This window comes from Allohahella sp. A8 (assembly GCF_047946665.1).
Lineage (GTDB): Bacteria > Pseudomonadota > Gammaproteobacteria > Pseudomonadales > Oleiphilaceae > Allohahella.
Genome location: NZ_CP172312.1, coordinates 4,179,730 through 4,195,200 on the forward strand (window position 1 = coordinate 4,179,730; position 15,471 = coordinate 4,195,200).

Sequence of the window (15,471 nt, forward strand, 5' to 3'; positions counted from 1 at the left end):
GCTGCGGTCATTGGCCAAAGCTTGCTCAGAATTATACAGGGTTCGAGATATCAAGCGTTCAGAAGTAGTAGGTCACTCGACCAGTGGCGCGCGTGTCCATGCCCTTATACTCGGATCGCTGAGTCAGTGGTTTGCCGATTTCAAGGAAAGCAGAGAATGCATCAGCCAACAGGCGCAGTCCCGCGCCTGCACCGGCAGCCGACTCGCTGGTATCGCTCACGTTTTCTCGAGCTGATGCGATGCCGTAATAGACATAGGGTACCGCACGCCCGACCTGAGCCAGGCCAGTATCGAAGCTACGGCGTAGCTCGGTCCTGGCGCCCAGGCCTGAGTCCCCACTGAACTCACCGGCTTCATAGGCATTGAAGAAGGCTCCGCCGCCCATTGAGAATCGCTGGGAGTAGGGGAGTTCCTGGCCCGAGAGCTGGCCTGCAATATCCAGTTTCATGGAGAATCCAGCCGGCAGCGTTTTCCAGATCGTGTGCTCGATACTGATGAGTTGAAACGACAGGTCCAGCGTCTCATCCGAGAATAGATCCTTGCGACGTGCACCGAGTTCATCAAGACCGAGCCGGAAATTCAGGTCTGTCATGAATGCCAGTGAAGCGGAGCCTGAGATGTATTTTGCACCCAGATCCACCATTCTCAGCTGTTCGTCGAGTGACACCAGTCCGAACTCTTCCCTTTGGTAGTTTCGCAGTGAAAGGGCCAGGTAAAAGTCGATGTCTTCATCCCGGGTAGTCCGATAGTCATGCACGTATTTGAGCCGGCTCCAGTCACGCCTGTATCGCGTCCCCTTGCTTGCAAACTCATCTTGCGGCACTGCACGTGCCTTACTGAAATCGAAGTGGAGCCTGTCCGAACCTGATGTCGGTATGGTGGTCCCAGCGCCAAAGTTTCCATATCCGTCAGTTTCAATGGTATGCAGGGCTGTGAGATAGAGTTCGCTCAACTGCGGAATAGGATTGGCTACTACGAGCGTGGCGCCGGCCATATGCCGGCCCAGTGACTGGCTGCCCTCCGCTGTGTACATCAGTTCTCCGCTAACGCTCGGCCGAGGGCTGACTTCAAGACGATATCGGGATGTCCTGTCCGCAGGCGTTACGAGCCTGATGTCCAGCTGAATATCGAGGGTGGACTGCACATCAGCGCGGAAGCTGTCGATATCATCTGCGGAAACCGGCTGCAACGACTGTAGTGCCTGTATCTGCCGCTGAATATCAGCAATCTGGACCGGGCTTAGGCCGGGGGTGGCGACCTCAGTGACCCGTGGCTCGATGATCTGCAGCGTAACGATGTTTGGCCCTGCACCAGTTTCTTTACCGGTTTTCATGATGACAGCGGGCTGCAAAAACCCAGCTGCGGTGTAGAGCGCCTTCACCCTCGCCTGCAGAGCCTGCTCCTCGGCAAATGTGCGCGCTCGACCCAGGCTTTCTGCGTAGGCCGGCAGGAGCTCTTCGCTCGAAAAAGCGGTGACATCACCGAGAATGACTGCAGCGATCACGCTGGAGGATTTCTCAGGCGTCACCAGAGCAGTGGCCGACGCTGGCCATGCGACAGCAAGTGCTAGCAGCAATGGGACACAATAAGAAACGAATATCTTCATGAGTGCTTCAGGTCGGTGGTTTATCCTTGTGCACAGACTAGCCATACCAGCAGCGCTTAGCTGTAATGAATTGTTGTAGAAAGGAAAGCCGAAGTTTCAATCCTAATCTGGTATACAAAATGAGTGCTCATTGCCTGTCCGGAAACGGCTTCCCTGCATCGCGACGGTGTTTTGTCGGCGTATGCCTTTGGAGCTGGTCCATGCTGGCCATGGCAGAGCCATTGGGCGTAGCAGCGCTTGAAGGCCTTGCCGAGTACAGAAGCGACGCCTCTCCCACCTGGCGGAGCCTGGAAGCCGACAGCAGCCTGGAGCTCCCGGTGGAGATCAGAACTACCAGCGGTGCCAGCGTCGTGCTTCAGCAGGCAGGTTCGAGGTTCACATTGAAGCCTGAGACCCGTTTGAGTTTTTCTGGGGAACACTCCGGCGGTGATGGTCTTATCAGTCGCATCAAGCAATGGATCGGTACCGCTTTCTATAACATCGAAAGGCAGCCGGATGCCTTGAGTGTAGAGACGCCGTTCCTGGTGTCCACCATCAAGGGTACCCAGTTTGTCATCGTCACCACAGAGAAGGAAAGCTTTGTAACGCTGACCGAAGGCTCGCTGCAGGTGCTGGATCTGGCCACGGGTGAAAAATTCCTGATACAGCCTGGTGAGATTACGGGTTCCTCTTCTGGCCAGGTCAGTGCGAGAACTTACCAGCCCAGCGCAAGCACGCCTGCGGCGGCGAGTCCCGAGGCGGGACGAGTGATTGGCGATACAGGTGTCTTGGGGCTGAGCGACCGGGACAAGGGATTCGAAAGGGCCGTGCAAGGCATTCAGGAAATACGAACCGAGCAACGAGTTACGGCAGAGCGCCGGGCGGATACGCCGGACGGACCGGAGAAGCCAGGCTCAGGCGGGCAGCCCGAGGGTCCTGGCAGCGGTAGCGGCCAGAACCGCGACGATCGCCAGGAAGATCCGATGCCAGGATTGGTACCTAAGCCTGGAAATGGAGATATGCCCGGTTCAGGTGACGACGATGATGACGATGACGACGACGATGGGGATGACTGAGTGAACATTGAAAGCTTGAGAAATGCCACCGGCTGCTCGGGTGAAGCATCGACGTCGACCGTGGTTCATGCGGTATCCGGGAGGCGAAAGCGTCTCCTTGCACGTCTGATAGGTCAATGGATGGCGGTATTGAGCGTGGCATGTATCAGCGCGCTCGCATCTGCTGAAGCGCTGCTCGTTGAACGTGCTGGTGCCAATGTTGAGTACCGTCATACAGCGAAAGACAGCTGGCAATCATTGGCTGCTGGCAGCAGCCTTACGCTGCCTGTAGAAGTGAGAACGTTGGCTGGGGCCGAGGCCGTCATCAGCCAGTCTGGTTCGACGTTTTCACTCAAGCCGGACACGCACCTCAGCTTCAAAGGCCGCAGTAATGACAATAACGGGCTGGTGGCCCGGGTCAAGCAGTGGATCGGCACTGCGTTTTACAAGATCGAGCGTCAACCGGACGAGTTCAGCGTTGAGACACCGTTTCTGGTATCGACCGTCAAAGGCACGCAATTCGTAATCGTATCGACTGAGGCGGATTCCTTCGTGACATTGACTGAAGGCTCTCTTCAGGTGCTTGATCTCGATACTGGGAATTCGCAGATGATCGCTCCAGGTGAGATCGCTGGATCATCAGCAGGAGAGGCGAAACCGCGCACTTACAATCAACAGAATCCGCAGGCGTCTGCAACGGGTACAGCTGATGCCTCATCAGGCAGCCCAGCCGCTGCCTCTGGGCCGCAGGCACCTGTCGATGCATCGCCCGACAAATCACAGGGGTCTCAAGGCCAGTCAACTGCACCGGGGCAGACTACCGCTCCAGTATCGCAGACTGTACCCGGTAGAGGGTCTGAACGTGGGCAGGGCAGGGATACGGACAGAGGGCGGGGCTTTGCAGCGGCTCTCGAAGCTATCGATGAAGTACGTGCCGAACAGATTCAAACGCGCGATAAGCGTAATGACCGGCCCTTGAGCAAGGAAGATATCAGAGCCGCTCGGGAAGATGCGGCAAAAGGCAGTAAGGATGATCGTTCAGATCGCGATGACAAGGGGGCAGGTTCAGACAATGGCAAGCCTGACCTTGACGACAAGGGTCCAGATCCTGAGAAAAGCAAGCCTGAGCGAGAGGATGCCAAGCCTGAAGTTGGCAAAGGAGAAGATAAACCTAGTGGAAATGACGCGCTCAGGGAACGCGATCGCGATAAAAATAAAGGTGGTCGCCGCGGCGATGACGATGATGATGACTGATCGTCTGCTGCCGCTGGTACGACGTTGACTTCCAAGACGGGCAGCATGTCCTCCGCCGCTCCCCCGGTTAAGGCTTATCTCGCTGCTATTCTCGTGGGCTGCGTGGTGCTGTTGCTCTGGTTCGCCGGAGCGTTTGAACGTGCTGAAAACAACTTGCGCGATCGCTATGTTTCCGCACTCGTCAAAGCAGTCCATAGTGAATTCGTTATTGTCGAAATCGACGCTACCAGTATAGGCAAGATCGGTCGATGGCCTTGGTCGCGTGAGCTTTATGCCGAAGCGGCCGACGTGCTCGGAAAAGCGGAAATCCGTTCTCTGAGTATCGATATCGATCTCAGCGCAAGAGCTCTGAAAGAGGACGATGAAGTACTGGATGTCGCACTGGAGCGACTCTCTCGCCACGCAGAAATTCGCTTGCCTACCTTTCTCCAGCACAGCTCTCTGACCAACCGCGCATTGATCCTGCGGTCGCCACTCGAAGATTTTGCCGATAGCGTGGAAAGCGTTTCCGTCAATATGCAACCCGAGCGCGACGGCCTGGTGCGCTTCCTGACGATGGGCTTCCGGTGGGAAGGCCGTTTCTACCCCAGTGCCTGGAACGTTATGGCAGGTAACCTGACTCAGGCTACCTGGATCGATTTCAGTATTGCACCCGAGTCCTTTACCTACGTCAGCTTCGTTGATCTTGTCGATGAGAAGGTAGATCCGGCCTTGCTGCGTGGACGTGACATTATCATCGGATCAACGGCTATCGAGCTTGGTGACACCCTGGCGGTGCCGGTCTACCAGGTGCTGCCAGGCGTGGTCATTCAGGCGCTGGGAGCGGAAACGCTCAAGCGCGGGGGGCTCTACAGGCTCGGCGACACCATGAATTTTCTGCTGGTGATATTCTCGTGGATTATTGCCGCCCTTACGCTGGTGCGACTGAGCTGGCAGCGCAGCCTCCAACTGCTGCTGGGCCTGGGCCTTGTGTTCGTCGGTGGTGCGATCGTCAGCTACAAGTACGCCGCTCTGATGATCGACGTGGTCACGCCGCTGCTCATGTGGCTCAGCGTCTTCGTCGGTGTCAATATTGCGCGCCTCGATGCTGAAAGCGTGGAGCGACTCTGGCTACAGATCAGCCTGCGGGACAATCAGAAACTGCTCGATCTCATCGTTGGTACGGCGAACGACAGCATCATCTGCGTGAACGCAGGCGGTATCATCACCCGCGTCAACCCCGCTGCACAGCAGCTTTGCCAGTCGGATGAGCGTTCGCTGCTGGGCACCTCCATCTTTCATAGCCTGCCTGCCGTTACCCGCGATATTGCCCGTCTGCCAACCCAGCCTTTCGACACCTTGCTGGTGCAGGCCAGTTCGATTTCAATTCCGGTTCAGGCAACCGTAAGTCGCGTAGATCTGTCGAGCGAACCTCTGTTCACGCTGCTCTTGCGCGATATGCGAGAGCGCGTAGCACGTGAGCAATTCCTGCAATATCAGGCGGATCATGACAAGCTGACGGGGCTGTTGAACAGGGCTGCCCTGTTCCGCCAGATGGATAGGGATCTTGAGGTCCAGCAGTCAGGATTCCTGGTCACAGTGGATATCGATTATTTCAGGGAGGTCAACGACACCTACGGGCACATCGTCGGAGACAGCCTGCTCTATGTTGTTGGGCAACGACTGGTCGATCAGACTGCGACCATGGGCATCGTAGCCAGAGTCGGCGGTAACGATTTTGCCATCTGGTGTGCTGGTGCAGACTTTGCCCAGGGCGGCGAAACATTCTGCCAGTCCTTGCTGGATATGCTCGAAAGCAAGTTCGAGCTGGATGGCAGCCAGGGTATGGCATTGAGTATTTCAGCTACGGTGGGTATTTCGGAAAAAACCCCTCGTGAGCGAGAAGACGCTGAAAGCCTGCTTCGAAAAGCCGGCGATGCCCTGTTGATGGCGAGACGAGCCGGTCACGCCATGCGCCGATATAGCGATGTGGACCAGCAGGCAGCCAGCCGTAGGCTGGAACTCGTGCCCGCTATCCGCACAGCCATACTTCAGAACGAAATGAAGCTTGTGTACCAGCCAAAAGTTGATCTGCATTCATTCGATATCTACGGCACGGAGGCGCTGCTGAGGTGGCCGCGCAAAAACGGCGCCGTTGTGGGCGTAGACACACTCATCGAGGTGGCAGAAAACTCCAGGCAGATTGCACCGCTAACGGCCTGGGTAGTCGAATCGATCCTCGCCAATGAAGCTGAGTGGGAGCGAGCCAGTCTGCCGAGGCATATCGCCATCAATCTTTCGGCCCGCCTGTTCGTGGAAAAGAATTTCATAGCCGGCCTGAAAGATTTGCTCGCTTCGTCGAGCGGCTACTATCAGTTTGAAATGGAAATGACCGAAACAGCTCTCGCTGCCAATCCGCAACAGGCCTTGGGTCTCATCACCGAGCTGCTCGATAGTGGCATGTCGCTCGCCATCGATGATTATGGCACTGGCTACTCATCGCTGGCCTATCTCCGCGATCTTCGTGCAAACGTACTCAAGATCGACAAATCGTTTATAACGGGCATCGACAAGCGGGAAGAAAGCCAGGTTATCGTGCAGTCGACCATCCGTATGGCGCATGACCTGGGCTTGAAAGTGGTGGCCGAAGGCATTGAGACCATGGCTGATCAGGCTTTTCTGTGCCGGGCTGGCTGCGATATTGGTCAGGGCTACTTCTATGGCAGGCCAATGACACAGGCCGATCTGGCGATCTGGTGTGACCACTGGCGCCAGCGCGATCGGATCGCGCGCCAAGGATGAGCTGGCCTGATTGCTGAACGAGGACCGTTACAACGCTCGCAAGTCGCGGTAGAGTAGCGCAAGATTCGTGCAGAGTCAGATCCGAGGGAACACCAATGTTGCAAATGCTGCGTTTTCATTGCACCCAGCTTCTGGGCCTCTTCCTGTTGCTTGTCCAGGCCAGCCTATTGGCAATGCCTGCCTACTCCGCTGATATGACGGTTGATGGTCTGCTGGAGAATCATGCCGGCAGTAAGCGTCCCGTGCTTATCTTCGGAGCCGATATCGACGACAAGGCGGTTGCGCAGATCGGTGCACTGTGGTCGAAGCGGCCAGAATTGGTCGAGCGGGACATGCTTATCGTGCGGGTGCAGCCCAGGCAGGTCGTCGTACAGCGCACGGGCAGGCATGGCGATGGAAGTAACAAGGACGTCCAGACCTACGAAGATCCAGCGCTCGCCAAGGCTTTCAGGGCGCGTTATAAAGTCGAAGATGATGACTTTACCGTTGTGCTGATTGGTAAGGATGGTACGGAAAAAGGGCGCTCCGATCAGGTTCTCAAGGCTGCTGACATCTTCGAACTCATCGACAGCATGCCCATGCGACAACAGGAAATAAGCCAGGAGGCTGGCTCAGCCAACGGCTCTTAACTGGCAGATGCCGCAGAAAGATCCAGAACCTGCCCGTCCTGAGCGATTCGCACATTCGCCGGCAGCGAAGGTCGATTCATCAGATATTCATCGAGTTCATGGCCTATATGGGTGAGGAACGCCTGCTCTGGCTGTATGGCGTCGATCAACCCGAGTGCGATAGTCAGGTCATTGTGATTTCGCGGGTCTGGTCTGGGCGGGTGGCTGCAATCCAGTATCATCACATCCGGCTGGTTCGCCATCAGGAAGCCTTTTGTGTCCGCGGGCAGTCCAAGGGTGTCGGTGAGATAGGCTAGTCGGCGACCATCACTGCCGTCAGTCCAGTTGTGAAACAGGTAGCCGAGCGTTGGTTTGGAGTGATTCAGGGGCAGCGCGGTCACCTCGAATGGACCCAGTCGACGAGCCTCGAAAGGTCGAAGCGGAGCCTGGAATTTGAGCACACCAGGGTGCTTGAAGAGATCGTCGCAGCCTTGAGGGTCATCGGGCCCGTGAACAGGAATTTCGCAGTTCTTTCCCCAGCGCAAGTGGAACAGGCCCATCACATGATCCATGTGATAGTGAGTCAGCATGATGGCGCTGATATCAGCGGGGGCGTACCGCTGGCACAGGTCGGGCTGGCCGGCATCGATCAACAGACGGTACGTGTCAGTTTCCAATACAGCGCAACAAGCGCCTCTGCAATAGCTGCTGTCGCGACGAGCTCTCTCACACGCAGCGCAGACGCAGCCCCATACGGGCACAGTGCGTGCGTTGCCAGTACCGTTGAATCTGAACAGGCTGCTCATGATGTGGCCGGATTCGCTCGAGAATAACTACTTATCAGGTCCAGCAACTGGAGCACTGCCGATTCAGTATCGTCATCATTGTTGATCCAGACAGCGTTCGCAGGAATATCTGCCCGCATGGCGCCGGCCCGAGCCACGCGGCGGTCAATTTCCTCTGCCGACTCCCTGCCGCGCTCGGTGAGCCTCGTTTCGAGCTTTGCCGCGCTGACATCAATCACGACTGGCACCAGTCTCTCACCATACTGTCGTGCGGCTTCGTTCGCGTAGGCTCGCGAACCATTCATCAGCACATGTGAGCCACTGGACAGCCAGTGATCTATCTCCTGACCAACGCCATACCAGTAACCATTGGCTTCCCAGCTCATGGTAAAGGCCCCGAGCGCCTTGCGGCGGAGAAACTCGCTCTGAGACAGAAAGATATGGTTTTCACCTTTCAATTCAGGCGGGCGCGTGATGTATCGATGAGCAACGAGGCATGGTAGTTGATCGAGACGCGGTCTTGTCAGCCTCAGCAGGGTGTCCTTGCCTGAACCTGATGCGCCCATAACGTAGAACAGACGGGAAAGCGATACCGCTTGCTGCACTGTCGACCTCGCATTGCTCATGCGCCTGCTTCCTTGCTGCACCGCAGGTGAAGAAAGGCTACGGCTGTGTAATAGCTGTTCGTGAGGCATCAGAAAACCCGCGTACCTTTGCTCCATACCGAACGAATGAGCGGTTGTGACTGACGTTCGGTCACAAGCAAGAGATCGGCTCGCTTGCCCACGCTAATGCTGCCCCGGTCGCTCAGACCCACGCTTGCGGCAGGGGCTGCCGAGACCGTTGCAACGGCTCGACACAGATCGTAGTCATTGGACTGCATTCTCGCCAACAGGAAGGCCCCATCGAGCAGACTGGACGGATAATAGTCAGAAGAGAGTATGTCGAGCAGACCTTCGGTAGCAAGTGTGGCCGCCGCAATATTGCCCGAGTGTGAGCCGCCGCGCACAATGTTCGGCGCGCCCATGAGCACCTTCAATCCAAGATCATTTGAAGTCTGCGCGGCTTCGAGTGTCGTTGGAAACTCTGCGATACGCATACCGTAGTAGGCGGACTCGGCAACGTGCTCGATCGTCGCGTCATCATGGCTCGCAAGCGGGATTTCGCGCTCGTGACAGATCTCGGCAATGGCCTTGCGGTAGCGGTCACTGTAGCGACGGCTCCACTCGATGCGTTCATCTATGAACTTCTCCATGTCGCTACCCTTGATACCATGCTTACCGCCGTAGTATTCCCGGTACTTGTCTACATTCACGAACTGTCTCTGCCCCGGGGAGTGGTCCATGACTGATACCAGTCTCAGGGCATCCTCGTTCATCAGGGTGGAAAACATATCCAGCGCTTCGGGATGACTGACTTCACAACGAAGATGCAGAAAGTGTTCTGCACGTTGCATGCCTTGCTCACGGGCTTTCGCGAGCGCCTTGATCATGATGCTGAGGTTTTCCACTCGAGTACTGCCTGCGATGATATCGCCTACTGAAATCGCATCGAAAACCGTAGTGATGCCGGAGGCGACAATCTGCGCGTCATGGGTAACGACAGCAGAACTTGCCGGCCAGCTAACGCCTGGTCTGGGTGCGAAGTACTTTTCGAGATTGTCGGTGTGCAGTTCGACGAGGCCAGGCAGGAGCCAGGCGCCCTCGCAGTCAATCGCGCCTGGTGAGCTGACTGCACCACGGTCGACATTGGTTATCAAGCCATTGTTTACTTCGATACTGCCCGAGAAACACTCGGTTTCGGTCACAACCATTGCGTTTGTCAGCACAAATGCGTTGCGCGCGAGCAGGTCGGGTATGGCTTTTGGTGCTCCGTTTGCAGTTAGCACGGCATTCATACGAGTTTCTCCATTGACTGTAGCGGTGTCCTGTCGCGTACTGCTTGCTGTCCTTTGCTGCCTTCCTGCATCGGGATGAGACGGTCCGCGACACGCTCCCCTATCGCACGGTCATGGAAGATACCCACGATGGCCGCCCCACGATCGCGGGCTGCTTCGATGAGAGCCATGACAACTGCACAGTTGTCGGCATCAAGCGATGCGGTTGGCTCATCTAGCAGCAGCACTGGATAGTCAACCATGAAGCCGCGCGCGATGTTGATGCGCTGCTGCTCACCGCCAGAGAAGGTCGAAGGTGCCAGCTGCCAGATACGCTCCGGAATATTGAGTTGCCGCAGAAGTGCCTCTGCACGGGGTTTTACAGTTTCTATGGGCAAGCCAATCAGACGCGCCGGCTCCATCACGACTTCGAGGGCGCTCACGCGCGGTATGACTCGGAGGAACTGGCTGACGTAGCCAACGATCTGTCGACGCAACGCCAGAATTTCTCTTGGCGAGGCCTGAATGACGTCCAGCGTCTTACCGGCTGACGAAATCAAGATGCTGCCAGCGTCCGCCTTGTAATTCCCGTAGAGGGTTCGCAGCAGCGTGCTTTTGCCTGCCCCCGAGTGGCCGTCGAGCACGACGCATTCTCCAGCGTAGACCTCAAAGCTGATTTCATTGAGCACATCGATGACGACCCCACCCTGGTTGTGCAGGGTGAATGTCTTGGTCAGTTTTTCAACCTGTACGCTTACTGGTCGTTCGCTCGGCATAGGGGCGCTCCGGTTATCGATTGGGGAGATAATCATGGCGTCAGCACCGATGACACGAGCAGCTGGCTGTAAGGATGCTGTGGATCATCGAGTATCTGATCGGTCAGGCCGTGCTCGACGAGTTCACCGTCTTTCATGACGAGCAGGCGGTGCGAAAGCAGCCTTGCAACAGCGAGATCATGTGTGACCAGCACCACCGCGAGCCCGAGTTCAGCGACCAGGTTGCGCAGCAGGTCCAGCAAACGGGCCTGAACCGAAACATCGAGACCACCGGTCGGTTCGTCCATGAACATCAGGCGAGGATGTGTGACAAGGTTTCGGGCGATCTGCAGGCGCTGTTGCATGCCGCCAGAAAATGACGTGGGCTTGTCGTTGACACGCGTTGCGTCAATCTCGACTTCACCAAGCCAGGCTTTGCTTGCGTCGTGCAACTTACCAAAGTGGCGTAGACCCGTTGCCATCAGACGTTCACCGATGTTGGCACCGGCGCTCACGTTCATGCGCAGACCGTCACTGGGGTGCTGATGTACGAGGCCCCAATCGCTGCGCTGCAATTCGCGACGGAATCTCTCGGATACTTCGTATACATTCACCGTGCTCAGGTCTTCTTTCCGGTAGATGATCGCGCCGGCCTGTGGCTCGAGCTGACCTGATAGACATTTCAGCAGTGTCGATTTGCCGGAGCCAGATTCGCCGACGATACCGAGCACCTCGCCCTGGTAGAGGGCGAAGGACACATCGTCGATACCTCGGCCATTGGCATATCGCATGGTCAGTCCGGAAACTGTGAGTAAGGGCAGTTCGCTTGCGCTGAAGTGATCAGTCGGCATCATGTTGGGCTGGTTCATGCGCTGGTCTCCCCGGACATGTTGCTGCGACAGTAATCGGTATCTGAGCAGACGAAAATTCGCTTGCCGGCATCGTCAACCACTACTTCGTCGAGGAAGGTTTCGTGGGAGCCGCAGAATTCACAATGCTGCGTCCAGGTTTGCACTTCGAACGGGTGATCTTCAAAGTCGAGACTGCGCACTTTGGTGTAGGGCGGCACAGCATAAATCCGTTTCTCCCGGCCCGCTCCGAACAGCTGAAGCGCTGGACTGTTGTCCAGCTTCGGGTTGTCGAACTTCGGGATCGGTGAAGGGTCCATGATATAGTGCCCGTTGACCCGAACCGGATAGGCGTAGGTCGTGGCGATATGACCGTGGTGAGCAATGTCTTCATAGAGCTTGATATGCATCACGCCGTACTCACGGAGCGCATGCATGGTGCGGGTCTCGCTTTCCCTGGGCTCGATGAAGCGCAGTGGCTCTGGAATGGGCACTTGAAACACGATGATCTGACCGGCCTTCAGTGGCGTTTCCGGAATGCGATGGCGGGTCTGGATAACGCTTGCGTCGGTGGTGCGCTCAGTGGTTTCGACGCCGGTAGTGCGAGCGAAGAACCGCCGGATGCTTACGGCGTTAGTTGTGTCGTCGGCGCCCTGGTCGATCACCTTGAGCACATCATTGATTCCAATGATCGCAGCGGTAACCTGAATGCCGCCCGTGCCCCAACCGTAGGGTAGAGGCATTTCGCGTCCGGCGAACGGCACCTGGTAGCCGGGAACTGCGACGGCTTTCAGCAGCGCACGGCGCAACATGCGTTTTGTCTGCTCATCGAGATAGGCGAAATTGTAGCCGGCGTCGCTATTGACGTAGGCAGAAGTGTGGCTCGTCATTGTTGTGGCTCCGTCAGTACAGCTTCTGGTTTGCTTTGCCGACCGCTATAAGTCTTGCTGTCAGCTTCTGCCTGGGCGGTCTGCGCAGCCTGGCGATCTTCATACTCCGCTCGCAACCGCCTCAGCAGCACCAGTTCAGACTGAAAGTCGACGTAGTGCGGTAGTTTTAGATGAGAGACGAATCCGGAAGCGTCGAGATTGTCACAGTGGGCCAGCACGAATTCTTCATCCTGCGCTGGTGACTCGGCTGTCTCGCCAAGCTCCCTGGCCCGCAGTGCGCGGTCAACCAGCGCCATCGCCATTGCCTTGCGCTCGCTTCGGCCGAATACGAGCCCATAGCCGCGGGTAAAGCGCGGCTTGCTGATGCCATCTCCGGCGAACTGGTTGATCATGTCGCACTCTGTTATTTCGATATCGCCGATGACCACCGGGAAGCCGAGCTCCTCCGGCACGATCTCGACAGCGACATCGCCACTCCTGATCTCTCCGGCAAAGGGATGGTTACGGCCGTAACCGCGCTGGGTGGAGTAGGCGAGTGCGAGCAGGAAGCCTTCGTCGCCGCGGGCCAGCGCCTGCAGCCGAACGTCTCGTGGGGCAGGAAAACTCAATGGATCCCTCGTGAGATCCCCGGGTACTTCAAGCTCATCGCTCACACCTTGTCTTGAAGAGGCCGCTTCAATCAGTCCCTCTCGATTCAGCAGTTCCAGGATTTTTGGACAAGGCTCGAGGACAGTATCCGCCAGTGACGCAGACGGGATGCCGGCGTCGGAAGAGTCGGCCTCAGCTTCGGCATCCGCCAGCAGCGTGAAGTCGAGTAGTCTGTGGGTATAATCGTAGGTTGGGCCGAGCACCTGCCCCCCCGGAAGATCCTTGAAACTGGCGGAGATTCGGCGGCGGACACTCATGTCGCTGCTCTCTACCGGCTTCGTGCCGTAGAGCCTCGGCAGGGTGCTGCGGTAGGCCCTGAGCAGGAAGACCGCTTCTATCGTATCGCCGCTCGCCTGCTTCAAGGCCAATGCTGCCAGCTCAGGATCGTAGAGAGAGCCTTCCGTCATTACCCGATCGACTGCCAGGCCAAGCTGCGCGCGAATCTGATCCACCAGCAGCGGCGGGACACTGCGATCGCCACGACGGTCATCAGCCAGCCAGGTGTGAGCGGCATCGATGGCCTGTTCGCCACCTTTCACTGCGACGTACATGTTGCCTCCTTCGAAGCGCATTCATTGATTAAGGTGATCTGCGTGGTCCGGGGCAGGGCCATGAGCAGTTCGCCTGAGGTTAGAATCAGGTCAATTCCGCAGGGGAAGGCCTTGCGATTGAACTGGAGCTGCGCAACCCAATCGGGACCGATGTCTGCAATCGTGATCGTTCTTTCGGACTGTATTCCAGGCCCTGTCAGTCGAAGTCTTTGGCCCCTTGTCAGATCACTCACCTGAACAATCAGCGTACAAGAGCGGTCGGGATACTCATCCGACCCCTGCTTGAAGGTGGACAGCGGTGTGGCGAGATTAGAGCTGGCGATCGCGAAGTCCGCATCCTCCGCCTGCTCGGTATAGCGGCAGCCGGTATGAAAGCGCAGTGCGTCAAGAGCCTGTGGTGTTCTCACTGCGGGTTCGATCCATATATTCGTATCGAGGTCGGCCAGTGCCAGGCAGCTCTGCCAGGTGGCGCTGTTCAATCCTGCTGGTCCATCAAGTTTATCCAGCTGGAACAGACGGCCAGGTTCGGCCATGGCACCGAGGATGTTGCGGAAGATCTGCTGAGCCTGGGTGGAGGCATCCTGTAAGCCACTCACCATCGTGTTCATTCGGACTCTCCCCTGACCATGGTCATGAAATTCACCTTGGTAGCGGCCGCCTTGCGCGAGGTCTGTTCACGCTCAGCCCGCCAGGCCTGTTCAAGTGGGGTAATCAGTGCTGACTCATGAGTGGATGCATCAAGCTGCAGTAGCAGGTCGAAGATGGCGGCGAGTTCTGCGTGGCGGCGATTTCGCCCCGCGACATACCCAAAGCCTCTTACCCCAGCTTCGTTCTCAACGGCGCAGCGTGTCATGGTCATTTCGCCAACATTGAAGGCACCACCTGTGCCGCCAATTCGGCCCCTGACAAGCGCCAGTCCGCATTCCGGCTTGCGGATAAAGCGAAACTCGGGTAACTGAGGGAGGCTGCTGTAATACTGTTCAAGCGCCTGCGTACCGGCTCGTGCCAGCACGCTGATCACGCGCTGTCTCTGCTGTGCGTCAGGACTACGCTGACGCAGGGCGGAATCAATGCTCATGGTTTGGATCTCTCGGTGGTAAACGGACGGTCGACTCGGCAGGAGAAGGTTCAAGGCCAGGCTGCACGCGATACTCGAAGGCATCACAGCGGCTTCGTGCGACGCTGTACTCCAGCACCTCGCCTGAGCTGACACAGACATTATTGGAACGGACTTTCAGCAGCGGCATGTTGCGCGGGAATTGCAGTAGTACAGACTCACGCCGGCTTGGCATGACAGCTGAAATAAGGCCCTGGCGCCGACTGAGACGGCGTCCGTAATGGGTGCCAATACAGGCATGCAGGGAACCACCATCGTAATGCCTGGCAATTTCGGGGAGAGCTGTGGCGTGCAGATAATGGCTGATCAGTGTGACTGGTCGACCATCTACACTGCGAAGCGTCTCGATCAGCTGCACCGGACTGCCGGGTGCGATCCACATCGCTCGCGCGAGTGTTGCATCGGCGGTTAGCAACTTGCGCTCGATCACCCGGGCTTCAGCGAGGTGGCCAGAGGCTTCGACGGATTCGGTAAACCGTGCCCTCGAAGCAATGTCGTATTCGACCGCCTGTTCAATGATCTGCGTGCCACGGCCATGCTGGCGCAGCAGCATACCTGCATCGATCAACTCGTCGACTGCTCGTCTCAGCGTGTGTCGGTTGATCGAGAAGCGCTGTGCGAGAACGGCCTCGGAAGGCAGGTAATCCCCGCTGCGAAAGTTCTGCCTGATGTCCTGCTCGAGCGCACGGGCGACCTCCTGATAAATAGCCATCAGAAA

At 57.2% G+C, this 15,471-nt stretch carries 15 protein-coding genes; 4 read left to right on the plus strand and 11 right to left on the minus strand.

The genetic code is table 11. From position 1 onward, the window contains the following. Positions 1-58: 58 nt before the first annotated feature. Positions 59-1,606 (minus strand): ShlB/FhaC/HecB family hemolysin secretion/activation protein, encoded by a 1,548-nt coding sequence (locus ACH3PB_RS18740; RefSeq protein ID WP_416396982.1) that lies wholly within the window; start codon positions 1,604-1,606, stop codon positions 59-61. 200 nt (positions 1,607-1,806) lie between these two features. On the opposite strand from ACH3PB_RS18740, the gene ACH3PB_RS18745 reads away from it, so the two are divergent. From ACH3PB_RS18745 to ACH3PB_RS18760, 4 genes are all read left to right on the plus strand, one after another. Further along, a complete protein-coding gene (locus ACH3PB_RS18745; RefSeq protein ID WP_416396983.1) occupies positions 1,807-2,661 on the plus strand; it encodes a hypothetical protein in 855 nt (284 codons plus the stop codon). After that, a complete protein-coding gene (locus ACH3PB_RS18750) occupies positions 2,662-3,894 on the plus strand; it encodes a FecR domain-containing protein (protein ID WP_416396984.1) in 1,233 nt (410 codons plus the stop codon). Between the two features lie 45 nt (positions 3,895-3,939). Further along, on the plus strand, positions 3,940-6,675 hold the full coding sequence (locus ACH3PB_RS18755) for an EAL domain-containing protein (RefSeq protein ID WP_416396985.1): 2,736 nt from the start codon (positions 3,940-3,942) through the stop codon (positions 6,673-6,675). Positions 6,676-6,770: 95 nt separating this feature from the next. Further along, entirely contained in the window at positions 6,771-7,304 is a 534-nt protein-coding gene (locus tag ACH3PB_RS18760) for a DUF4174 domain-containing protein (RefSeq protein WP_416396986.1), read from the plus strand. On the opposite strand, the gene phnP is transcribed toward ACH3PB_RS18760, so the two are convergent. The 10 genes from phnP to phnF all read right to left on the minus strand — a co-directional run bounded on the left by phnP (position 7,301) and on the right by phnF (position 15,465). Beyond that, positions 7,301-8,089 (minus strand): phosphonate metabolism protein PhnP, encoded by a 789-nt coding sequence (phnP, locus tag ACH3PB_RS18765; protein ID WP_416396987.1) that lies wholly within the window; start codon positions 8,087-8,089, stop codon positions 7,301-7,303. The two genes, ACH3PB_RS18760 and phnP, sit on opposite strands and share 4 nt — an antisense overlap. Beyond that, a complete protein-coding gene (gene phnN / locus ACH3PB_RS18770) occupies positions 8,086-8,694 on the minus strand; it encodes a ribose 1,5-bisphosphokinase (RefSeq protein WP_416396988.1) in 609 nt (202 codons plus the stop codon). The genes phnP and phnN overlap by 4 nt, the downstream gene beginning before the upstream one ends. Positions 8,695-8,762: 68 nt before the next feature. Further along, positions 8,763-9,965, minus strand: coding sequence for an alpha-D-ribose 1-methylphosphonate 5-triphosphate diphosphatase (locus ACH3PB_RS18775; protein WP_416396989.1), 1,203 nt, complete (start codon positions 9,963-9,965; stop codon positions 8,763-8,765). After that, positions 9,962-10,720, minus strand: coding sequence for a phosphonate C-P lyase system protein PhnL (gene phnL / locus ACH3PB_RS18780; RefSeq protein ID WP_416396990.1), 759 nt, complete (start codon positions 10,718-10,720; stop codon positions 9,962-9,964). Before phnL ends, ACH3PB_RS18775 begins: the two co-directional genes overlap by 4 nt. 32 nt (positions 10,721-10,752) lie before the next feature. Next, the gene (gene phnK, locus ACH3PB_RS18785; protein WP_416396992.1) at positions 10,753-11,568 is read right to left on the minus strand and encodes a phosphonate C-P lyase system protein PhnK; all 816 of its coding nucleotides are present in this window, start codon (positions 11,566-11,568) and stop codon (positions 10,753-10,755) included. Beyond that, positions 11,565-12,437 carry an alpha-D-ribose 1-methylphosphonate 5-phosphate C-P-lyase PhnJ gene (locus ACH3PB_RS18790; RefSeq protein WP_416396993.1) on the minus strand — a complete coding sequence of 291 codons (873 nt, stop codon included), beginning with the start codon at positions 12,435-12,437 and terminating at the stop codon, positions 11,565-11,567. Before ACH3PB_RS18790 ends, phnK begins: the two co-directional genes overlap by 4 nt. Beyond that, positions 12,434-13,636, minus strand: a complete 1,203-nt coding sequence (locus ACH3PB_RS18795) for a carbon-phosphorus lyase complex subunit PhnI (RefSeq protein WP_416396994.1) — start codon at positions 13,634-13,636, stop codon at positions 12,434-12,436. Before ACH3PB_RS18795 ends, ACH3PB_RS18790 begins: the two co-directional genes overlap by 4 nt. Continuing rightward, positions 13,621-14,244 (minus strand): phosphonate C-P lyase system protein PhnH, encoded by a 624-nt coding sequence (phnH, locus tag ACH3PB_RS18800; protein ID WP_416396995.1) that lies wholly within the window; start codon positions 14,242-14,244, stop codon positions 13,621-13,623. The genes ACH3PB_RS18795 and phnH overlap by 16 nt, the downstream gene beginning before the upstream one ends. Then, on the minus strand, positions 14,241-14,714 hold the full coding sequence (gene phnG / locus ACH3PB_RS18805; protein ID WP_416396996.1) for a phosphonate C-P lyase system protein PhnG: 474 nt from the start codon (positions 14,712-14,714) through the stop codon (positions 14,241-14,243). The genes phnH and phnG overlap by 4 nt, the downstream gene beginning before the upstream one ends. After that, positions 14,704-15,465 carry a phosphonate metabolism transcriptional regulator PhnF gene (gene phnF, locus ACH3PB_RS18810; RefSeq protein WP_416396997.1) on the minus strand — a complete coding sequence of 254 codons (762 nt, stop codon included), beginning with the start codon at positions 15,463-15,465 and terminating at the stop codon, positions 14,704-14,706. Before phnF ends, phnG begins: the two co-directional genes overlap by 11 nt. Between the last annotated feature and the right edge of the window lie 6 nt (positions 15,466-15,471).